This is a genomic window from Bradyrhizobium sp. Mp19, assembly GCF_029952935.1.
GTDB classification, from domain to species: Bacteria; Pseudomonadota; Alphaproteobacteria; order Rhizobiales; family Xanthobacteraceae; genus Bradyrhizobium; species Bradyrhizobium elkanii.
The window spans coordinates 25,215-46,406 of record NZ_JASAUT010000060.1 but is presented as its reverse complement, the minus strand read 5'-3'; the positions used below and the strand labels follow the sequence as shown (position 1 = coordinate 46,406).

The 21,192-nt window shown below is 65.3% G+C and carries 21 protein-coding genes; 12 read left to right on the top strand and 9 right to left on the bottom strand.

Annotation, left to right across the window (positions count from 1 at the left end; genetic code table 11):
• Nucleotides 1–136: 136 nt before the first annotated feature.
• Together QJT82_RS37770 and QJT82_RS37765 are read right to left on the bottom strand one after the other, a co-directional pair.
• Nucleotides 137–1,309 (bottom strand): HlyD family secretion protein, encoded by a 1,173-nt coding sequence (locus tag QJT82_RS37770; RefSeq protein WP_259245054.1) that lies wholly within the window; start codon nt 1,307–1,309, stop codon nt 137–139.
• Nucleotides 1,302–1,781 carry a MarR family transcriptional regulator gene (locus QJT82_RS37765; RefSeq protein WP_085970781.1) on the bottom strand — a complete coding sequence of 160 codons (480 nt, stop codon included), beginning with the start codon at nt 1,779–1,781 and terminating at the stop codon, nt 1,302–1,304. Before QJT82_RS37765 ends, QJT82_RS37770 begins: the two co-directional genes overlap by 8 nt.
• 168 nt (nt 1,782–1,949) lie before the next feature.
• Between QJT82_RS37765 and QJT82_RS37760 the strand changes: the two genes are divergently transcribed.
• From QJT82_RS37760 to QJT82_RS37750, 3 genes are all read left to right on the top strand, one after another.
• Nucleotides 1,950–2,438 (top strand): transcriptional repressor, encoded by a 489-nt coding sequence (locus QJT82_RS37760; protein ID WP_026191999.1) that lies wholly within the window; start codon nt 1,950–1,952, stop codon nt 2,436–2,438.
• A 239-nt stretch (nt 2,439–2,677) separates the two neighbouring features.
• Entirely contained in the window at nt 2,678–3,634 is a 957-nt protein-coding gene (locus tag QJT82_RS37755; RefSeq protein WP_028343556.1) for a DMT family transporter, read from the top strand.
• 118 nt (nt 3,635–3,752) lie between these two features.
• Entirely contained in the window at nt 3,753–3,941 is a 189-nt protein-coding gene (locus QJT82_RS37750) for a hypothetical protein (RefSeq protein ID WP_028343557.1), read from the top strand.
• 232 nt (nt 3,942–4,173) lie between these two features.
• On the opposite strand, the gene QJT82_RS37745 is transcribed toward QJT82_RS37750, so the two are convergent.
• On the bottom strand, nt 4,174–5,049 hold the full coding sequence (locus QJT82_RS37745; protein WP_028343558.1) for a sulfurtransferase: 876 nt from the start codon (nt 5,047–5,049) through the stop codon (nt 4,174–4,176).
• A 259-nt stretch (nt 5,050–5,308) separates the two neighbouring features.
• On the opposite strand from QJT82_RS37745, the gene ispG reads away from it, so the two are divergent.
• The 3 genes from ispG to QJT82_RS37730 all read left to right on the top strand — a co-directional run bounded on the left by ispG (nt 5,309) and on the right by QJT82_RS37730 (nt 9,276).
• Entirely contained in the window at nt 5,309–6,598 is a 1,290-nt protein-coding gene (gene ispG, locus QJT82_RS37740) for a flavodoxin-dependent (E)-4-hydroxy-3-methylbut-2-enyl-diphosphate synthase (protein ID WP_028343559.1), read from the top strand.
• A gap of 268 nt (nt 6,599–6,866) precedes the next feature.
• The gene (locus tag QJT82_RS37735) at nt 6,867–7,760 is read left to right on the top strand and encodes a TauD/TfdA family dioxygenase (RefSeq protein WP_028343560.1); all 894 of its coding nucleotides are present in this window, start codon (nt 6,867–6,869) and stop codon (nt 7,758–7,760) included.
• Between the two features lie 175 nt (nt 7,761–7,935).
• The gene (locus QJT82_RS37730) at nt 7,936–9,276 is read left to right on the top strand and encodes a Rieske 2Fe-2S domain-containing protein (protein WP_259245053.1); all 1,341 of its coding nucleotides are present in this window, start codon (nt 7,936–7,938) and stop codon (nt 9,274–9,276) included.
• Between the two features lie 477 nt (nt 9,277–9,753).
• Here the strand turns inward: QJT82_RS37730 and QJT82_RS37725 are convergent, their stop codons facing one another.
• Both QJT82_RS37725 and QJT82_RS37720 read right to left on the bottom strand, forming a co-directional pair.
• Entirely contained in the window at nt 9,754–11,361 is a 1,608-nt protein-coding gene (locus QJT82_RS37725) for a Na+/H+ antiporter (protein WP_028343562.1), read from the bottom strand.
• A gap of 108 nt (nt 11,362–11,469) precedes the next feature.
• Nucleotides 11,470–11,844 carry a nuclear transport factor 2 family protein gene (locus tag QJT82_RS37720; RefSeq protein WP_028343563.1) on the bottom strand — a complete coding sequence of 125 codons (375 nt, stop codon included), beginning with the start codon at nt 11,842–11,844 and terminating at the stop codon, nt 11,470–11,472.
• A 202-nt stretch (nt 11,845–12,046) separates the two neighbouring features.
• On the opposite strand from QJT82_RS37720, the gene QJT82_RS37715 reads away from it, so the two are divergent.
• Entirely contained in the window at nt 12,047–12,481 is a 435-nt protein-coding gene (locus QJT82_RS37715) for a GFA family protein (RefSeq protein WP_028343564.1), read from the top strand.
• Between the two features lie 78 nt (nt 12,482–12,559).
• Here the strand turns inward: QJT82_RS37715 and QJT82_RS37710 are convergent, their stop codons facing one another.
• A complete protein-coding gene (locus QJT82_RS37710) occupies nt 12,560–13,240 on the bottom strand; it encodes a DUF1345 domain-containing protein (RefSeq protein ID WP_028343565.1) in 681 nt (226 codons plus the stop codon).
• Nucleotides 13,241–13,497: 257 nt separating this feature from the next.
• Nucleotides 13,498–14,418 carry a polyprenyl synthetase family protein gene (locus QJT82_RS37705; protein WP_028343566.1) on the bottom strand — a complete coding sequence of 307 codons (921 nt, stop codon included), beginning with the start codon at nt 14,416–14,418 and terminating at the stop codon, nt 13,498–13,500.
• Between the two features lie 199 nt (nt 14,419–14,617).
• On the opposite strand from QJT82_RS37705, the gene mtgA reads away from it, so the two are divergent.
• From mtgA to QJT82_RS37685, 4 genes are all read left to right on the top strand, one after another.
• Nucleotides 14,618–15,289, top strand: coding sequence for a monofunctional biosynthetic peptidoglycan transglycosylase (mtgA, locus tag QJT82_RS37700; RefSeq protein ID WP_028343567.1), 672 nt, complete (start codon nt 14,618–14,620; stop codon nt 15,287–15,289).
• Nucleotides 15,290–15,446: 157 nt separating this feature from the next.
• The gene (gene rpmF, locus QJT82_RS37695) at nt 15,447–15,632 is read left to right on the top strand and encodes a 50S ribosomal protein L32 (protein WP_021077536.1); all 186 of its coding nucleotides are present in this window, start codon (nt 15,447–15,449) and stop codon (nt 15,630–15,632) included.
• Between the two features lie 143 nt (nt 15,633–15,775).
• Nucleotides 15,776–16,408, top strand: a complete 633-nt coding sequence (locus tag QJT82_RS37690; RefSeq protein WP_028343568.1) for a hypothetical protein — start codon at nt 15,776–15,778, stop codon at nt 16,406–16,408.
• Nucleotides 16,409–16,426: 18 nt separating this feature from the next.
• The gene (locus QJT82_RS37685; protein WP_035632811.1) at nt 16,427–16,897 is read left to right on the top strand and encodes a nuclear transport factor 2 family protein; all 471 of its coding nucleotides are present in this window, start codon (nt 16,427–16,429) and stop codon (nt 16,895–16,897) included.
• A gap of 52 nt (nt 16,898–16,949) precedes the next feature.
• Here QJT82_RS37685 and QJT82_RS37680 read toward each other — a convergent pair whose 3' ends face one another.
• Entirely contained in the window at nt 16,950–17,234 is a 285-nt protein-coding gene (locus QJT82_RS37680) for a hypothetical protein (protein WP_028343570.1), read from the bottom strand.
• A gap of 219 nt (nt 17,235–17,453) precedes the next feature.
• Between QJT82_RS37680 and QJT82_RS37675 the strand changes: the two genes are divergently transcribed.
• Nucleotides 17,454–19,145, top strand: coding sequence for a bifunctional diguanylate cyclase/phosphodiesterase (locus tag QJT82_RS37675; protein ID WP_028343571.1), 1,692 nt, complete (start codon nt 17,454–17,456; stop codon nt 19,143–19,145).
• Between the two features lie 260 nt (nt 19,146–19,405).
• On the opposite strand, the gene QJT82_RS37670 is transcribed toward QJT82_RS37675, so the two are convergent.
• A complete protein-coding gene (locus QJT82_RS37670) occupies nt 19,406–20,860 on the bottom strand; it encodes an acetamidase/formamidase family protein (RefSeq protein ID WP_028343572.1) in 1,455 nt (484 codons plus the stop codon).
• Between the last annotated feature and the right edge of the window lie 332 nt (nt 20,861–21,192).

Below are 21,192 nucleotides of genomic sequence, written 5' to 3'. Positions count from 1 at the left end.
ACCTGCCGATACGCCATCCCCGCCTCCCCCTTCAGATCGGTCTTAGAGAATCGCAGATTCGCCTTTGCGCAAAGCCCCCGCAAGCGGGAGAGGGGGCGCACTGTCTCTGCGGTCGATGATCGACCGCTTCTTATCTCTATTCGCGGTCCGGGTGCGCCGAGGCCGGCGCCAGCCCGAGCAGGCCGGCCAGCGTGCGGCGGTGGTTGGTGTCGATCGTCGCGTAGACGCTCATGCCGGCCTTCAGCTTCTTCACGAACGGATCGTTCTCGTCGAAATAGATCCGCACCGGCACGCGCTGCACCACCTTGACGAAATTGCCGGTCGCGTTCTGCGGCGGCAGGATCGCGAATTGCGCGCCGGTGCCGGGCGACAGCGAGCCGACCTTGCCCCTGAACTGATGGTTCGGGAACGCGTCGACGTCGAGCTCAACCGGCTGGCCGACCGCAACATAGGTGAAGTCGCTCTCCTTCGGATTGGCGTCAACCCAGGGATGGTCGACGTCGATGATCGAGAACACCGGCGAGCCGGCGGCGACGAAGCGGCCGAGCTGGATCTGGTCGACCTGGGTCGCGACGCCGTCCATCGGCGCGCGCAGCACGGTGTGGTCGAGGTTGCGCTGGGCGTCGTCGAGCTTGGCCTTGGCCTGGGCGTAGGGCGGGAACTGCTCGATCGGCAGGTCGATATCGCCGAGCAGCTGCGTCTTGTCCTTGGAGATCTGCTGCCTGATGTATTGCGCGAGACTCTCGGCCGTCACTTGCGCATTCGCCGCGTTGTCGAGGTCGAGCTGCGAGCCGAAATTCTGCTTGGCCAGCGTCGACTTGCGCTCGACGTCGCGCTTCTTCAATTCGATGCTCTGCTGGGCGAACTCCAGCATCCTGCCGTTGATCTTGATGTTGTCGACCAGGTTGTCATAGGTGGTCCTGGTCTGGTCGAGCGCGGCCTTGGCCTGCGCCACCGCGAGGCGGAACGGCACCGGGTCGATTTCGAACAGCTCGTCGCCCTTCTTGACGTGCTGGCCTTCCTTCACGACGATCTTGTCGATCTTGCCGGAGATTTCCGGCGTGATCAGCACCTTCTGCGCCCCGACATAGGCGTCGTCGGTGCCGACATAGCGGCCGCCATTGAGATAGAACACGATGCCGCCGATCGCAGCGAGCGTCGGCAGCACGACCAGCAGCAGCACCCGGCGATAGCGCCGCAGGCCCGCCATCAGGCGACGGCGCGGCGCGCGGCTGGCCTTGCCCGACGGCGCAGGCTCGCCCGGATTGCTCTTCTGCTCGGGCGCCAGCTTGAGGACGGGTTCAGCCATAGCGCTGTTCCTTTCGGGAGGGCTCGCCGGCTGGGGTTTGGACGGCATTGCGAACGTTTTCCTTGATCGATTCCAATTGTGTGAGCAGGCGATACGCGTCAGCGGGGCTGATGCCCTCGAGCGCGGTCGCGGTGAGTTCGGAGCGGAGGCCGGCGAGCTTGCCGAGCAGCGGGCGGGCGGCCTTCTTCAGATAGAGGCGGTTGACGCGGCGATCGTTCTCGTCGCTGCGGCGTTCGATCCAGCCATTGTCGCAGAGCTTGTCGATCAGCCGCGTCAGTGTGATCGGCTGCACTTCGAGCAACTCGGCGAGCTCGGTCTGTTTCAGCCCTTCCTGGCGTTCCACCTTGGACAGCACGGCCCATTGCGCGCGGGTGATGCCGTAGCGTGCGGCCTCCTTGTCGGCGTAGACCCGGATCAGCCGAAACACTTCGCCCAGCGTAAACAAGAAATCGGTGTCCACCGAACCGCGCATCGATCCTGCCTCCATAAGCTTGGGATATAATAAGCTTGCTTATGATTTCTGCATGCCGGGTTAACGCGAGGCTGCCCCGCATTGTGGGCATGGCTGCAACGCGGCGGCCGACCGGGGTTGCGGGGCCGGGCTTTGGGAACGGGCGCGCAAATGCTACATATCGAGGCAATGAGCCTGGCCAAGCCGACATTTCCTGCCCCCGACCACGATCACGGCCGCTGCGCCGCGGACGCGATGGCGCATGCCGAGCAGGTTTGTGCGCGCCGCGGCCAGAAATTCACCCCGATCCGCCGTCAGGTGCTGCAGGCGCTGCTGTCGAGCCATCGCCCGCTCGGCGCCTATGAGGTGATCGACGAACTGGCCAAGACGATGCCGCGGCCGGCACCGATTACCGTCTACCGCGCGCTCGACTTCCTGATGGAGAACGGCCTCGTCCACCGCATCGAGAGCCGCAACGCCTTCCTCGCCTGCGCGCATGACCATGACGAGACCTCGATGGTGGCGTTCCTGATCTGCGACCATTGCGGCTCGGTCGGCGAGATCCCGGCTGCCCCCGTCGCGCAAAGCCTGACCGCGGCGGCGCGGGCCTCGGGGTTCATCCCGAAACTCTCCGTCGTCGAGATCGCCGGCACCTGCGCGCATTGCCAGAAGACGTGATGCGGATGCGATTGAGTCGAACGGTTGCCGCGAAGATGCTGCGCCCCCTCTCCTGCTTGCGGGGGAGGGTTGGGGTGGGGGCTCTCTCCACGAGTCGCATCGTGGAGAGAGCCCCCACCCGCCGCGCTCTGGCGAGCGCGTCGACCTCCCCCGCAAGCGGGAGAGGTAAGAAAGCAACGAGCACCTGAGGCCCCTACTAAGCAACAACAACAGGCCGATAGGCCGGCCCGCGAGGAAACATGTCGACCCAAGCGATCTCCGCCAGCGTCACGAGGCCCGTCAGCGTCGGACACGGGCTGCCGCCCGGCGCCATCGCCGTGATGCTGATGCTGTGCGTGAGCTGGGGTTTCAACCAGCTTGCGGTGAAACTCGCGCTGCCCGACGTGCCGCCGATGTTGCAGGCGATGATCCGCTCCGCCGGCGCGCTGCCGGTGATGCTGATCGTCGGCCACCTGCGTGGCGTCAAATTCTTCGAGCGCGACGGCACCCTGGTGCCCGGCATCATCGCCGGGCTGATGTTCGGCTGTGAGTTCGTGCTGATCTTCACCGGCCTCGTCTTCACCTCGGCGTCGCGTGCCTCGGTGTTCCTCTACACCGCGCCGTTCTTCGTCGCGCTCGGCTCGCACCAGTTCCTCGGCGAGCGTCTCTCGACCGTGCAGTGGAGCGGGCTTGCGCTGAGCTTTGCCGGCGTCGCGCTCGCGATCGGCGTGCCGCAGCCCAACGTCGACGCCAAGGTGCTGCTCGGCGACCTCATGGTGGTCGGTGGCGGCGCACTGTGGGCGGCAACCACGCTGGTCGCCAAGGGCACGGGCTTGCGCAAGGCCGCGCCGGAAAAGGCGCTCGGCTACCAGGTCGCGATCTCGATTCCGATCCTCGGCCTCGCCGCCTGGATCGCGGGCGAGCGCATCGAGCATGTGCCGAGCGCGCTGTCGATCTCGCTGCTCGCCTATCAGGCGGTCTGGGTGGTGGGCTGCACGTTTGTCATCTGGTTTGCGATGGTGAAGACCTATTCGGCGAGCAAGCTGTCGGCCTTCACCTTCGTCACGCCGCTGTTCGGCGTCGTCGCGGCCTATTTCATCATGCACGACACCCTGACGGCGGTGTTCGGCGTCGCCGCGCTGCTGGTGATCGCCGGGCTCTATCTCGTCAACAAGCCCGACCCGAAGGTGACGCCGGACCCGAACGTGCCTGCGTGAGAGCGCGGCACATCGTCGGCGGCGAATGAGGCCGCTTGATGCGGTGTTGATCTACATCAACACTGCCACCGATACTCCGTGAACCCTCCCATGGGAGGAAGGCCGTGGAGGCGCGCTGATGCCAATCGATGCCACCGATGCAATTGAAGCCGGTATTCGCTCCGCGTTCACCGCATACTCCAAGGAGGATGATCCGGACTGGCGGAGCGCGTGCTGGATCAAGCCGGATGAGTGCTCCCACCTCGCACGGAGCATCCTGAAAGAATTGGCGGCAAGGGGCTTCGAGATCGTCAAGAAGCCGGCTTGATCGCCCGCGCCACCGGGCCGCTGCGACAAAAGCTGACGCCTTAGTGGCAGGTGTCCTCTCGTAAGCGCGCCAAACATTCAGCGTCGTCCTGGCGAAGGCCAGGACCCATTACCCCAACTGTCGGTTATCGCGCGACGCTGGGGGCCGCTTTCCCGTTCACAAGCAAATTCGGTGGTTATGGGTCCCGGCCTTCGCCGGGACGACGTGAGGAGAGAGCTGTGCGCCCCGTCCACTAACCCCTCTCGATCGGCAACTCTGCATCCTTCGCCCATTCGCCCATCGAGCCGTCATAGAGCGTGAGATTGTCGTAGCCGAGCCGATGCAGCTGGAACAGGTCGATGGTCGCGGAGATGCCGCCGCCGCAATAGGCGACGACGCGCTTGTCCCTGGTGATGCCTTGCGCGGCGAAGGTTGCTTCGGCCTCCTCAAGCGGCACGAACGTCTTGGCCTTGGGATCGATCAAGGTCGCCGCCGGCACGCTGACGCTGCCGGGGATGCGGCCGGGCCGGCCGTAACGACTCGGCTCCAGTCCCTTGTAGAATTGCGGGCCGAGCGCGTTGACGATGACGGTGTCGCTTTCCGTGGTCGCGGCGAGCACGTCATGCTTGCCGACGAACATGCCGTCCTTCGGCCGTGCCGGAAACGTCGCCGGCGGATAGCCGCCGGCAAGTCCGGTCTCGATGTCGCGTCCTTCGGCGGTCCATTTGTCGATGCCGCCGTCGAGCACCGCGGCACCCTCGAAGCCGAGCGAGCGCAGCATCCACCAGAACCGCGTCGCCCACATTGCGGTGCCGATCGAATAGAGCACGACGCGGCTGCCCGCCGAGATGCCGTGGCGGCCGAACGCGGCTTCGAGCTGCGCTGTCGGCGGCATCATGAAGCGCAGCTCGGTACGGGCCTCGGAGAATTCGGCCTGCAAATCCAGGAAATTCGCGCCCGGGATGTGGCCGGCCTCGAACGTCTGGCGGCCCGAGACGACAATATAGGGAACGTTGCTGCCGGCGGGGGCCGGCTCCAGATAGGTCGTGCAGTCGAACAGGCGAAGGTCCGGCCGGGTCAGGATCTCGGCAAGTTCCGCCGTGGTGATCAGCTCGCTGTGGCCGGCCATTTCACGTCCTCCCGCTGTGCCCTTAACAGGATGCTAAGATGCGCGAGGTCACATGAAAAGCTGTCACTTTGCCCTTTGATTCACCCCAATCCGGTCCAATATAGCTGGGCATGCAGGACGCCGCTGCATGGCTTGCGTTTGACCTCAATCGGCGCCATAAGCTGTTGAATTCACTCCGAAACATGATCGTTTGGCCCGCCGCGCGCGAGGCCCATCGCCCCCTTGGTGAATGTCACCAAAACCTGATATTCGAGACGCCATGAACAAGCCCGAGATTTTGCCGCAAGACGACGTCGCCGGTCCCGCGCCGCGGCACCAAACCACGCAGGTCATGGTCGGCAACGTCGCCGTCGGCGGCGGTGCGCCGATCGTCGTGCAGTCGATGACCAACACCGACACCGCCGATGTCGACGGCACCATCGCCCAGGTCGCCGCGCTCTCCCGCGCCGGCTCCGAGATGGTGCGCATCACCGTCGACCGCGAGGAAGCCGCTGCCGCCGTGCCGCACATCCGTGACGGCCTGCGCAAGCGCGGCATCACCACGCCCCTGATCGGCGACTTCCACTATATCGGCCACAAGCTGCTCGCCGAATATCCGGCCTGCGCCGAGGCGCTCGACAAGTACCGCATCAATCCCGGCAATGTCGGCTTCAAGAACAAGCGCGACACGCAGTTCGCCGACATCATCGAGATTGCCAACAAGAACAACAAGCCGGTGCGCATCGGCGCCAATTGGGGCTCGCTCGACCAGGAGCTGCTCACCAAGCTGATGGACGAGAACACGGCGTCTGCGAATCCGCGCGATGCCCGCGCGGTGACCCGCGAGGCGATGGTGCAGTCGGCGCTGCTGTCGGCGGCCCGCGCGCAAGAGCTCGGCATGCCCAAGAACCGGATCATCCTGTCGGCGAAAGTTTCGGCCGTGCAGGATCTGATCGCGGTCTATCAGGAAGTCGTGCGCCGCTCGGATTATGCGATCCATCTCGGCCTCACCGAGGCCGGCATGGGCTCGAAGGGCATCGTGGCCTCCGCGGCCGCGCTGGGCATCCTGCTGCAGCAGGGCATCGGCGACACCATCCGCATCTCGCTGACGCCGGAGCCCGGCGGCGACCGCACGCTGGAAGTGCAGGTCGCGCAGGAATTGCTGCAGACGATGGGCTTCCGCACCTTCGTGCCGCTGGTTGCGGCCTGCCCGGGCTGCGGCCGCACCACCTCGACCACGTTCCAGGAGCTGGCGCGCTCGATCCAGGATTTCATCCGCGACGAGATGCCGGCCTGGAAGACCAAATATCCGGGCGTCGAGCAGCTCAACGTCGCGGTGATGGGCTGCATCGTCAACGGCCCCGGCGAATCCAAGCACGCCAATATCGGTATCTCGCTGCCCGGCACCGGCGAAGCGCCGGCCGCGCCTGTCTTCGTCGACGGCAAGAAGTTCCGCACCCTGCGCGGCCCCGGCATCGCCGCCGACTTCAAGGCACTGGTGATCGACTATATCGACCAGCGTTACGGCAACGGCGCCAAGCTGCCGGAGCAGGCCGGCGCCGCGGAGTAGTTTCACTCCGCGGGTGACCCACACTCACGCGTGACCCACACTCAAATGTCGTCCCTGCGAAAGCAGGGACCCATAACCACAGGCAGTGGTTTTGGCGCGAGATGCGGGTTACCAGTCTTCGCAAAACGCCACCCTGTGGTTATGGGTCCCGGATCTGCGCTCCGCTTCGCTACGCTTGTCCGGGACGACGGATATGCTTGCGGCGCGGATTGCGCTTCGCTGCATCCGGGCTACCATGGTCAAAACAAGAACCATCGGGAGAACGCCCATGAGCTCGCTGTCCGGCAAGCAAGGCCCGCGCTACCGCCACCTCGCCGACCAATCCGAGCCCTATGAGACCATCGGCGTCGAGAAGCTGACGCCGATCATCGGCGCGGAGATCTCCGGCGTCGATATCGGCAAGCTCGTGGGCGACGATGCGCGCTCCAACCGCCAGATGGACGAGATCCATCGCGCGCTCGCCGAAAACCTCGTCATCTTCTTCCGCGACCAGCACATCAGCCCCGACCAGCATCTCGCCTTCGGCCGCAAGTTCGGCGAGCTGCATGTGCACCCCGCCGCGCCCAATGAGGGCGATCCGGCGCTGATGAAGATCTATGCCGACAAGGATAGCCCACGCGCCAATGGCGAGGGATGGCACACCGACGTGTCCTGCGACCTCGAGCCGCCAATGGGCTCGATCCTCTACATCAAGCAGTGCCCGCCGCGCGGCGGCGACACCCTGTTCGCCAACATGTACGCCGCCTATGAGGCGCTGTCGGACCGCATGAAGGCCTATCTCGACGGGCTGACCGCGCTGCATGACGGCGAACAGACCTATCGTGGGCTCTATGCCAACTACGGCGTCGCCGACAAACGGGAATATCCCCGCGCCGAGCATCCGGTGGTCCGCACCCATCCGGTGACCGGCAAGAAATCGCTCTACGTCAATCGCGGCTTCACCCGCTTCATCGTCGGCATCCCGCGCGACGAAAGCGACGCCATGCTGGCCTATCTCTACCAGCACGCCGAGAACCCGCTGTTCCAGTGCCGCTTCCGCTGGACCGAGAACGCGATCGCGTTCTGGGACAACCGCTGCGCCCAGCACCGCGCGATGTGGGATTACTGGCCGCACACCCGCTCCGGCACCCGCGTCACTGTGAAGGGAGAGCGGCCGGTGTGAGGATTGCGTGGTGCGTAGGATGGGTAGAGCCAACGGGTCCGCGCAACGCGCGGCCCGATGATAAACTCCGCGAAACCCATCGTCTCATCGTGCGGCTCAAAAAGTTGATGGGTATCGCTTCGCTCCACCCATCCTACGAACTACGAACTGAAAAAAAGCCATCGGGAGACCGCCCATGCTTCGCGCCGAAGACAACAAATTCCTCACCGAATCCGGTGAGGGGACCGGCATGGGCGAATTGCTGCGGCGGTTCTGGATTCCGGTGCTGCTGTCGGAGGAGCTGCCGGAGCCGGACAGCGATCCGAAGAAGATCGTGGTGATGGGAGAGGAGCTGCTCGCCTTCCGCGACACCAGAGGCGTGGTCGGCGTCATCGATCAATACTGCCCGCATCGCGGCGCCAATCTCTGGCTCGGCCGCAACGAGGAATGCGGCATCCGCTGCGTCTATCACGGCTGGAAGTTCGATACCGACGGCCGCTGCGTCGACATGCCGACGTCGTATCCCGACCTCAACGCAAAGGACCTGATCCGGATCAAGTCCTATCCGGTGCGTGAATGGGGCGACATGATCTGGGCCTATATGGGCCCGGCCGATCAGATGCCCGAACTGCCGGCGCTGGAGATGGCGCTGCTGCCGGCCTCGCACCGCTTCGTCACCAAGAAGTGGCAGGACTGCAACTGGGTGCAGGCGGTGGAAGGCTCGATCGACACCGCGCATTTCACCTTCGCGCATCTCTCCTTCGAGAAGGAGGAGAACGAGATCCTCGACATCAAGAAGCATTTCGTGAACCCGCTGACGCGGGTCGCGACCGATCACATGCGCTGGATCGCCGAGGATCCGCGCCCGGTGATCAAGATCAATCCGCATGAGGCGGGTCTCACGGTGGCGGGCGGACGGCTCACCGGCAGCGACAACATCTATTGGCGCATCGCCCAGTTCCTGATGCCGTTCCACAGCTACGCGCCGAGCTCGATGCCGGGCGAGAACATGTTCGGCCAGACCTTCGTGCCGGTCAGCGACACCAATTGCTGGATCTACACCTATGCGTGGAATCCGCACCGGCCGCTGACCGATGCCGAGCGCGAAGGCTACGCCAACGGCAACGGCGTGATGGCAGTGGTCGACGAGAACTATGTGCCGCTGCGCAACAAGGCAAACGACTATCTGATCGACCGCAAGCTGCAGCGGACCAAGAGCTACACCGGCATCAAGGGCGTCTCCGAGCAGGACGCCGCGGTGCAGGACAGCCAGGGCCCGATCGCGGACCGCACCCGCGAGCATCTCGGCCCGACCGATCTCGGCATCATGCATTTCCGCAAGCTGGTGATGGAGGCGGCTCGCGCGCTGCAGAAGGGCGAGGCGCCGCCGCATGCTCGGCATCAGGATCGCTACACCGTGCGCTCCGGCGCCTGCGTCACCAGCAAGACCAAGGATCTCACCGCCGTCATGATCGAGCGGTTCGGCGATCCCGCCGGCTTCGTCGGCGGTCCCGGCCAGAACGCCGCGGCAGAATGATCTGTCGTCCGTGCGAAAGCAGGGACCTATAACCACCGACGCGAACTGTAGGAGCACGCTGTCGCTCCAACCTTCGCCAAACCGGCAACGGTGGTTATGGGTCCCGGGTCAAGCCCGGGACGACGTGTGGAGAAAGCGGCGCCTCACATTCAGTGTCGTCCCTGCGAAAGCAGGGACCCCTAACCACCGACCCGAATTGTAGGAGCACGCTGTCGCCCCAACCTTCGCCAAACCGGCAACGGTGGTTATGGGTCCCGGGTCAAGCCCGGGACGACGTGGGGAGACAGCGGCGCCTCACATTCAGTGTCGTCCCTGCGAAAGCAGGGACCCATAACCACAGTTGGAAATTGTTGGAATGGGCTGTGGCTATAGCCTAGTCCAACAATATCGATCGGTGGTGATGGGTCCCGGATCGCGCTTCCGCCTTCGCTCGTTGAGCTACGGCGGACAAGTCGCTTGCCCGGGACGACATCGGGACTACAGCGGAATCCTGCGATACTCGCGGTTGGCGAGGCTCGCTTCCTCGAGGTCGAGGTCGCGCTCGATCCGCCGCCTGGTCTCGTCGGTGATCTTGCCGTCGCGCAGCAGCATATGGATGAACTTGCGCTCGGAGGCGATCAGCTCCCGCGTCAGCTCGGTGCCGGTGGCGGAGACGTCGTGGGTGTCGGGATTGAGCGAGTCGGGCAGCTGGTTGATGCGGATCTCGTGCCGCGAGCGCAAGAGCTTGATCACCTCGTCGGAAAGCTCGCGGTCGTCGGTGATGGCATCGAGCGACTTCAGCGCGGCGTTCAGCGCCTCGCGCCGCGCCGCGATCTCCTGCTCGTGCTCGGCGATGTGCTCGCTGCGCCCGTCCCTGGCGAGGCCGAGCCAGCGCACCACCGGCGGCAAAGTGAGGCCGAGCCCGACCAGCGTCACGAAGATCACGCCGAAGGCGACGAACAGGATCAGGTCGCGATACGGGAAGGCGTCCCCGTTCGGCAATGTCAGAGGCAGCGCCAGCGCCGCGGCGAGCGAGACGGCGCCGCGCACGCCGGTGAAGGCCACCACGAACACCGCCCGCCACGATGGCAGCGGATCGCGCTCGCTCACGCGCCGGCTGATCCAGCGCGGCAGATAGGTGCCGGGAAACACCCAGACGAAGCGCGCGACGATCACGATGACGGCGACCAGCACGGTCGCGGTGAGGATGTCGTGCAGCGGGAACGACTTCGACTTCTCGTACAGCGAGCGCATCTGGAAGCCGGTCAAGAGGAACAGCAGGCCCTCGATCAGATAGATGATCAAGTCCCAGAAGAAGATGCCCTGCAGGCGCGTCGCGGCCGAGATCAACAGCGGCCCGTTCCAGCTCATGTAGAGGCCGCAGGCGACGGTCGCGATCACGCCGCTGCCGCCGAAATGCTCCGGGATCCAGTAGGCGAGATAGGGCGTGATCAGCGACAGCGTGATCTCGACCTGCGGATCCCTGGCGCGACGGCGGGCGCGCAGGCTGAGCCAGCCGACCGCGGTGCCGAACGCGATCTCGCCGGCGACGATGACGAGGAAGGTGCCGGTCGCCTTCGGCAGCGAGAACAGTCCGGTGGTGATCGCGGCGAGCGCGAAGCGGTAGAGGATCAGCGCGGTCGCGTCATTGGCGAGCCCTTCGCCCTCGAGCACCACCAGGATGCGGCGGGGCATGCCGAGCTTGCGGGCGATCGCCAGCGGCGCGACCACGTCCGGCGGCGCGACGATGGCGCCGAGCAGGAAGCCGATGCTCCAGGGCAGGCCGATCAGATAATGGGTCGCGGTTGCGACCATGAAGGCGGTGAAGATCACGCAGCCGACAGACAGCAGGATGATCGGCCGCAGGTTGGCCTTGAACTCGCGCCAGCTCATCGCGACGCTCGCCGAATAGATCAGCGGCGGCAGCACCACCAGCAGCACGAGCTCAGGCGGCAGTTCCAGCGACGGCATGCCCGGCACGAAGGCGAGCACGATGCCGACCAGCAGCAGCAGGATCGCGGGCGCGATATCGGTCCGCCGCGCCACCAGGGCGGTTCCCGCCAGCACGCCGAGCAAAGTGAGAAAAATCTGAAATTTGGCTTCCATAACGGGCTCAATTCGCCCGGAAACCATCGCCAGTCAATGCGGTCCGGCCGGAGCCGGACCGCTGGGGCGTGTCACAAAGCCGTCGCGGAGCGCGCCGCGTGCAGTCGATCAATCCCTGAGGTCGTAGCGGTACGACTTCGAGACGATCTGCCAGCCGTCGGCGAGCTTCATCGCCACGAGGTAGTCGGTGAAATAGCGCGGCGGCAGCTGGCAGCGCACCTTGATGAAGGCTGTGTTGTCGTCGGAGCGGTCGATGGTGACGATAAAATCCTCGCGCGGCTTGCCTTCGGCCTTCGCCGAGCTGCGCTTGCGCACCAGGGCAAGCCAGTCCGGCACGGTCAGGACCTTCAGCTCGCCCTTCTCCACCCAGCGCAAATCGGCGCTCGGATGAAAAGCCTCGGCGAGCTTGTCGGCATTGCTCTCGTAGAGACCGTCGAAATAGGTTTGCACGACGCTTTCGACGCTGGATCGATCTTGGCTCATTGGTTGGTCCTCCCGGCAGGATTGGATCGGCTGGAGCGTTTTCGTGCGAAGCGGGTGCCCGTTCGTGTGAAGAAAACGCGTCAAAGCTCGAATCTGGAGCCCCCGTTCCGATTCAATTGGAACGGAAAGGGCTCTAGGATTTAGCCATGAACCGCCGGATTGCGCCATGGCCGGCGACAAAATTCTGCGTGAGGGATGAGTTGTGACCGCATCTGCAAATTCGAACGAACATATCCTGACCGGCGAATGCTTCTGCCGCGACGTGCGCTACGAGGTGGCCGACGCGTTTGCCTATGCGCTCAATTGTCACTGCTCGAACTGCCGGCGCACCACGGGATCGGCGTTCAAGCCGTTCGCGGGAATCGCGCGCGACAAATTCACCGTGGTCCGCGGCGCTGATGGGCTCCTGATCTATGGCGATGAGCTCACCCACGACGCGCATTGCGGCCGCTGCGGCTCGCTGCTCTATTCGCTGGTCCGCGGCGGCGCCTATGTCCACGTCGCGATGGGCACGCTGCGCGATGCGCCGGCGATCCGCCCGACCGCCCACATCTTCGTCGGCTCCAAGGCGCCGTGGTACGCGATATCGGACGATCTGCCGCAATATCAGGGGCACGTGACGCAAGGCGGGGAATAAATTCGCGCGACGTCATCGGCGTGCTGCTTGTAGTCCTTGCCGACCGCCTTGCGGACGGCATCTCATCAGGCGGCGCAGCTAGATCGCGCTTGCGGCGATGTTCACCATCAGGGCCAGCAGCGCGGTGTTGAACACGAACGAGATGATGCCGTGCACGGTCGCGGTGCGGCGGATGATCTTGTCGGTGATGCCGACGTCGGAGACCTGCGCCGTCATGCCGATCACGAACGAGAAATAGACGAAGTCCCAGTAATCGGCGTCGACATATTCCTCGCCGCTCGGAAACTGCAATCCGCCGGGCGTCTTGCCGCGATAATACTCATGGGCGTAGTGCAGCGCGAATGCGGTGTGCACCAAGGCCCATGACAGCGTGATGGTGACGATTGCCAGCGCCAGTCCGGCCGGGCTGCCCTTGGATGCGCCGAGCTCGAACACGATGGCCGCGAGGCTCGCCAGCGCGCCGAACGCGGTCAGCAGCAGGATCAGGAAACGGCCATCGTCCTGCAGCATGGCGCTTCGCTTGATATGGGCGACGCCACAGCGCAGCATCATCACATAGGCGAGCACGAGATAGAGCGCTGTGAAGGCATCCCAGCCCGCGAGCAGGCGCGTGACGATGCGCGGTGCTCCCGGCACCAGCAGCGCAGCCAGGATGCCGAAAGCGATCGAGCCGAACGTGCGCGGCCGGCCCACGACGACGCGGACCGGCAGCGGCAGCTTGCGGAAGCGAACAAGGCGGTCGTCGATCTCCCTGTTCATGTCGCGCAGTGCCTTCGGCTAGAGCCTGATGAGATTAGGTTGAGCTGGAGCGGCGTCGAAAGTTCACCTCTCCCTTGGGAGAGGTCGATTTGCGCAGCAAATCGGGTGAGGGGTTACGGTCCATCGAGAGAGCAAAAGCCCTCACCCGGATTGCACTGGACGATGCTTCGCATCGCCAGGCGCAATCCGACCTCTCCCCAACGGGGAGAGGTGAACCGAGACCGCGCCAAGCCGATTCAACCAAGACTCATCCCGCTTTAGTTCTTGCGCTCGGCGACGAAGCGGGCGGCCGCGCGCAGCACGTCGCCGCGGTCGCCGAAAACCGACAGCGCGGCATCGGCGCGCGCCAGGAGATCGCGGACGCGCTGCTTGGCGCCGTCGATGCCGAGCTGGGTGACGAAGGTGGTCTTGCCCAGCGCGGCGTCAGCGCCGGCCGGCTTGCCGAGCGCGGCAGCATCGCCCTCGACGTCGAGCAAATCGTCGGCGATCTGGAAGGCTTCGCCGAGCGCTTTGCCGTAATCGTCGAGCGCCTGGTATTCCTTCTGCGAGGACTGGCCGAGGATCGCGCCGGCGATGCAGCCGAAGCGGAGCAGCGCGCCGGTCTTCATCTGCTGCACGCGCGCGACGTCGACCGGCTCGCGGTCGCCGAAGCGGCCTTCGCCGGCGAGGTCGAGGATCTGGCCGCCGGCCATGCCGCCGATGCCGGAGGCGCGCGCAAGCGCGCGGGTCAAGGCCAGGCGCACCTGGGCGTCCTTGTGGATCGCATCGCGGGTAATGATGTCGAAGGCAATCGTCAGCAGCGCGTCGCCAGCGAGGATCGCGGTGGCGTCGTCATAGGCCTTGTGCAGGGTCGGGCGGCCGCGGCGCAGATCGGAATTGTCCATCGCCGGCAGGTCGTCGTGGATCAGTGAGTAGCAGTGGATGCATTCGAGCGCGGCGCCGACCAGCAGGGCGGCTTCGCGCGGGATGCCGAACACCGCCGCGCTCTCGACCACGAGGAACGGCCGCAGCCGCTTGCCGCCGCCGAGGCTCGAATAGCGCATCGCCTCGATCAGCCGCTTCGGGCGCACGATCTCGTCGCTTTCGGTCGCGTCGGACAGCAGTTTCGCGAGCAGGGCTTCGGTATCCTCCGCGGTCTGGTCCAGCCGCTTGGAAAACTCTGCAGTACCGGTCGTCATTAAGAATTGCTCCAGATCGATTTTCGGCGGGACAATCGTTGATGGCATCGGCTTCGTCAATTCCTGCCCTGCGACGGAATGCGCCTTAAAAGTGCTGGAAAAACCGTGAATTATCCCGCAGACGTCGACGGCGCCGGCCGTGTTCTGGCGGGCGGGTCCCAAATCCTTCCTGGAATGGTCCTCCCCGGAAACCCCTGTTTTGCGCATCGTCCGAATTTTATTGCTGGTTTTGCTGGCCCTGCTGTTGCTGCCGTATCTGGTGGCGCCGTTCTACCGCACCGGCCATCCGGTTTCGGCGCTGATGGCGTGGCGGACCCTGCGAGGGGCTCCGGTCACGCGGCACTGGATCGATTTCGGCGCCATGTCGCCCTATCTGGTGCGGTCCGTGGTAGGCTCGGAGGATGCCCATTTCTGCAAGCATCGGGGCATCGATTGGGGCGCGCTGCGCGAGGTGCTCGACGACGCCGAGGATGGCGAGGTGGCCCGCGGCGGCTCGACCATCACCCAGCAGGTCGCCAAGAACCTGTTCCTGTGGTCCGGCCGCAGCGTTGTCCGCAAGGGGCTGGAACTGCCGCTGGCGCTCTGGATCGATCTCGTGCTGCCCAAGCAGCGGATCCTGGAAATCTACCTCAATATCGCGGAAATGGGCCCGTCCGGCCAGTTCGGCGCTGAGGCCGGCGCCCAATATGCTTTCGGCCGGTCGGCGGCGGGGCTGTCACCCCGTGAGGCCGCGCTTCTGGCGGCGATCCTGCCGAATCCGGTCAAGAGGAGCGCCCGGAGCCCGGGGCCGGGGGTCCGCAGGCTGTCTGCGACCTATATGGTCCGGGCCAACGCGGTGGAGCGCTGCTGGCGCGAAAATCGCGGCTCCTGAGGGCCATTTCGGGCGCTTTTTGCTGGCCCGGACCCTAGCTTTACGCGATGCCTTCCTCTATAAGCGCGGCCTTACCGGCATCGCAGCTTGCGCTTCGAAGCGCTGAGCCGTCCGCATTTCGGACGATGCCTCCGCAACACCCCTAGAGGACACCGTCATGGCCGTTCCCAGAAGAAAAACCTCGCCGTCGCGCCGTGGCATGCGCCGTTCGGCCGATGCGATCAAGACCCCGACCTATGTCGAGGACAAGGACTCCGGCGAACTGCGCCGTCCGCACCACCTCGACCTGAAGACCGGTATGTACAAGGGCCGCCAGGTCCTGAAGGCCAAGAAAGAGTCCTGATCGGACATTCGGCCTACGCGCCGCAGCCATGCGGCGCGGCGCCTGAATTCGGTCAACGAGTGCGGCCAAGACGGGCGCGTCCGCGGCGAGGCCAATGAGCATCGCCGCATTGCTGGTTCTCCCTGAATAAGGCGCAAGCCCCGATGGTCGGTTTTCCGCTGCTGCTCGTTCCGCTCGCGGTCTACAACATCATCGCTTTCCTGATGCCCGGCGTGTCCTTCACGGACCCGCTGATCAGGCTGACATTGCTGTCGGGCGAGCAGTGGCAGATCACGCTCAGCGACATGCTGCTCGCGGCCGCCGTGCTGCTGTTGCTGCTCGAGGTCATCAAGGGCGCGCGCCCTGGCGCGAAATATCTCACCGACCATCTGCTGTCGCTGATCGTGTTCGGCGCCGCCGCCGCCGAATTCGTGCTCTGGCCGAAATTCGGCAACTCGACCTATGGCCTGCTCACGCTGCTGGCGCTGGTCGATTTCATTTCCGGAATTGCGCTGCGCACCCGCCGCCGTGCGGTGGTCGCGCCTGCGGCACCAAGCGCCAGCAGGCCGCAGCCCGAGGCGCCGCAGCCCGCGCCGGCAGAGGCGTCCGCGCCGCGTTCCGAGCCCGCGCCCGTCGCCGCGCCGGCGCCTGCTGCCCCGCCGCCAGCCGCACCCGTTCCACCGGCGACGTCGGTTGCGGAATCCGTGCTGCTCGATCAGTCCGCCCCGAAGCCGACCGTCGCTTCACCGGACTTGCAGCCGGGCGGCCATCCGCCGTCGGACGCGCCGCAGCGCTGAGTGTTTTCGAGGCCGATCATGAGCGCAGAAACGCCTCTTCCGATCGCCGACTCAACGACAACCCAATCCATCTTTGACTGGCTCGAACGGTTCGCCGCCTGCGTCAGGGCGGTCGACTATGCTGCCGCGCGTCCGTTCTGGCATTCGGACATCATCTCGTTCGGCACCTATCAGGAACTCATCCACGGCCGCGCGCGCTGGACCGAGATGCAATGGGACAATGTCTGGCCCCGCACCGCGGATTTCGCCTTCGATCTCGCGCATACGGCGGTGCTGATCAGCGCCGACGGCGGCATGGCGACGGTGATCACGCCCTGGACGAGCGCCGGCTTCCATGCGGACGGCAGCCGCTTTGATCGGCCGGGGCGAGCGACGATCATTCTCGCGCGTCAGGCCGACGGGCGCTGGCTCGGCATCCATTCCCACATGTCGCTGCAACGCGGCGTGCCGCAGGACAGTCACGGCAATCGGCCCGTCAAGGCCCGCTGACCGCCTGCTGCTTGGACGCCAGTTCCGGCGTCCGGCCTTTCTAGATGATTTGCTAGATGATTTGCCGGGTCCGCCGCGCCACGCTGCGGCGTTCGTCGACATGCGGGCCGTAAGCGCTCTGCGCGTCGGCCAATGACCCACGCCGCTGCCCGCGCGTCTGCGGTTCGTGTGCGGCGGTTGCGATCAATTGAGCCACAAACGACGGATCGGCATGCGGCAGCGGGATCTTGGGCGCCCAATGGGTGGTCGCGGCCAGCGGCACCAGCGCCGTGCCGGCCGCAGCAGGATCGCCGGTGCACTCACCGTCGAGGATTTCCGATTGATCGATATCCGGCATCGTCTGCGACCCGTTGGAGCGTCATAGTTTGGGACGTTGCGTCCCTCCGCAACACCCCTCTGGCAAGGGTCATGCCCGCCGTCCCCAGTTCGTTCCCGGACAGTCGCAAACGTGGTTTCCAGATTATTTATCAACTTCACCTAGCGTTGGATTCGCCGGAACCACTATCTTGAGAGCGTGTAGAATCACCGGGCGCCGTCCCAAATCGAGACATGTTCGATGCCCCCTGTCCCGCCAGCTGCCAGCATCCTCGCCTCGCTCGGCCAAGCGACATTCGCTTGGGACCTGGCGACCGATGCGATTGCCTGGAGCGATAATGTGGCGGCGGTCTTCCCGGATATCCCGGTTGCGGCGCTTGCGAGCGGTGCCGAGCTTGCCAAGCTGATCGAGCCATCGCGCTCGGTGCGATCCGATGCGCTCGGCGCGCCGGCGCCGGTGCGCGGCGGGGAGGGCGTTCCCTACCGGATCGAGTATGGCGTGCGGGCCGTCACCTCGGCGCCGGTGATCTGGATCGAGGAGACCGGCTGCTGGTTTGCCGGCGCCGACGGCAGGCCGGCGCGCGTGCAGGGCGTCGTCCGCATCAACAATGAACGGCATGCCCGCGACGAGCAGCTGCTCAAGCTGTCGCGGCATGATCCGCTGACCAACGAGCTCAACCGCACCCATCTGATCGCCTCGCTCGCCGAGACGATGGAGGAGTGCGCGCGCTTCCGCTCCTCCTGTGCCTTCATGCTGATCGGCATCGATCATCTGGCGCGCGTCAACGATGCCTTCGGCTTCGATGTCGCGGATGCTGTCATCGCCGAGGTCGCGAAGCGGATTCGTGCGCGGCTGCGCAGCGGCGACATGCTCGGGCGTTTCTCCGGCAACAAGTTCGGCCTGATCCTGCGCAACTGCACCGTCGACGACACCAATGTCGCGGCCGAGCGCTTCCTCGCCGCGGTGCGCGACGAGGTGGTGCCGACCAAGTCCGGCCCGGTGTCGGTAACGGTCTCGATCGGCGCCGTCACCATTCCGCGCCATGCGAGGTCGGCGGAGGAGGCGGTCAATCGCGCCCAGGAGACGCTGGAGACCGCCAAGAGCCGCCGCGCCGGATCGTTCGCGCTGTGGAAGCCGAATGTCGAGCGCGACGCCCAGCGCCGCGTCAACATCCGCGTCACCGACGAGATCGTCACCGCGCTGAACGAGCGCCGCATCGTGATCGGCTTCGAGCCCGTGGTCGATGCGCGCCTGCGGCAGCCCGCGTTCTACGAGTGCCTGGTCCGCATGGAGCAGGACGACGGCCGCGCGCTGCTGGCGCCCGATATCGTGCCGGTCGCCGAGCGGCTCGGCCTGATCCGGCTGGTCGATCACCGCGTGCTGGAGCTCGCCATCGCCGAGCTCGCCGCCGCTCCCGGCGTACAGCTCAGCCTCAACATCTCGCCCGACACCACGATGGATCCGGACTGGTGGGCCACCATCGAATCCCTGATGCGCGCGCATCCCGGTGTCGGCGAGCGGCTGATCGTCGAGATCACCGAAACGGTCGCGATCCAGGATATCGACGACGTGCGTGGCTTCGTCACGCGCCTGAAGAACTTCGGCAGCCGGATCGCGATCGACGATTTCGGCGCCGGCTACACCTCGTTCCGCAATTTGCGCAAGCTCGGCGTCGACATCGTGAAGATCGACGGCGCCTTCGTGCAGAACATCGTGCGCTCGGCCGACGATCGCGCTTTCGTGCAGACGCTGATCGATCTCGCGCGCCGCCTCGAGATCAAGACGGTCGCCGAATGGGTGCAGGACGAGGAAGCCGCCGTGATGCTGCGCGATTGGGGCTGCGACTTCATCCAGGGCCGCCTGATCGGCCTCGCCTCCCCGGACCGCCCGTGGAATGCGCCGGCGGAGAAGCCCGTGCCCGCCACGGGCTAGTTCACAGTCGCCGGCCAAATTAACGGTGTCGTCCCGGCCTAGTGCGCAATTGCGCACGGGGGCCGGGACCCATACGCCGCGGCTTCTCGATGAAGCGATCTGGTAGACGCTTGCTTCAAACAACCGACATTTGTGGTTATGGGCCCCGGCTCCCGTGCGCAATTGCGCACTAGGCCGGGGCGACGTTGTATTAGGTGCGCGCAGCAAAGCCCTACTCGCCCTTCTTCGGCTGACCGCCACGCTCGCTCCTGGCCTTTTCGTCAGCTCTCGCCGCCGGCGAAGATGTCCTTGCGGATCACCGCGTGGACGCCCCAATTGCCGTCGACCACCTGGGTGACGCCGAAGTCGACACCGAGCGAGATCAGCGAGATGGCCTCGTCCTCGGTCAGCTTCTTCGTCGTCATCAGGAATTTGCGCATCTTGCGGAAGGCATCGCGCAAGGCGAGGTCGACCGACGACTTCTTGTAGATCTCGGTCTGCGCGCCGGCTCCCAGCTCGCTGAGGTAGTTGGCATAGCTGAAGCCGTGCACCAGCCATTCGTCCTGGGTCTCCAGCATCGGGTAGTCGAGCGCTTCCAGCGCGGTGCCGGCGAGGTCGGCCTTCTTGTGCAGGATGATCTGGAAGGTGCCGTTGAGCGAGCATTCGATCGCCGTGCCGCACAGTTCGGAATCGCCCTGCGAGGCGTGGGAGTCGCCGACCGACAGCAGTCCGCCTTCGACCGCCACCGGGTAATACATCGTGGCGCCCTTGCCGATGCGCCAATTGTCGATGTTGCCGCCGGTATAGCTTGGCGGGATCGAATCGACGAACTCGGCCTCTTTCGGAGCGAGCCCGATCACGCCGAAATGCGGACGCACCGGGATGCGCACGTTCTTCAGGATGCCGTGGTTCTCCTTGACCGTCGAATGATCGACCGGGACGCCGGGATAATCGATGGTCTTGTGCACCACGCCGGACGGATCGGTCTGCGGCGTCCAGGTGAAGTTATAGACGGCGCGCGCCCAGTTGCGCTCGCCGGTCGCGTCGACCTCGTAGATGGTGACGACCTCGCGCGGCTTCGGCTCGGTGAGCAGATCCTTGTAGTGGAAGCCCCACGATGCCGCGGCGTTGCTGCCGAATGCCTTGCCGGAATATTTCGGGTTGGCGCAGGGCCGCGGCGCGACGTCGATGATGCGCAGCTCGAGCAAATCGCCTTCCTCGGCGCCGCGCACGAACACCGGCCCGGTGCAGATATGCACGCCGAGGCCTTCGCCCGCGCCGCGTCCGTACAGCGAGGCATCCATCGGGCCGGCGCCGCGCCGGTTCACGCCTTTCTTCTCCTTGGTCCAGAGATAGACGCTCTCGACGCCGGGATCGCCCTTCACCATGCGCTCGGCATCGTCATTGGCGTGATGCGTCAGCGCCTCGATGGTGATGAAGTCGCCGGAATTGATCTCGACGCGCGGCTTCAGCGACTTGCTGAAATAGCCCCAATGCACGGTGTCGGCATTGGCCGGCAAATGGTGATAGGCGCGCTGCGCCGGCTGATGCTTCTCGGCGGCGGCCGCCATTTTCGGCGTCACCAGCGAGATGCCGCCGGCGGTCATTGCCGCGGCGCCGCCCGCCGCCGCGAAGCTCGAGCGCAGGAACGAACGGCGTTCGCGGTCGAGCGTCTCCTTGAACTGGCGATGATGCAATTCGAAGTCCGGGCAGTTCTTGTCGTCACCTGCGCACATCTTGAGCTCCTCCTTGGATCGAAAGTGCGCATGAGAGTGCATGGCGGCGCGCCGCTCCGACATGACCGGGAGCGCCCAATAATTTGTCGGCGCGCTTGCTGTCGTCGCAGCGCAAAGGCCTGTGCAGCAGCGTGCAAGGCATCTGCGGCGGCCGCCTTCGCATCGCGGCATGGCCGGAGCGGTCAAGAATTTGGGCGCATTCGATCAAGTTGCACTGCGTTCGCCGCTGATAGCGCTGCCACGCGAAAGCCGCCGCTTCCGCGCGTTGCACGCAGGCTGGGCAACGTGTGCCGTCGCAACACGCTTGCCGCCTGCCTGCAATCGGTGCAGGC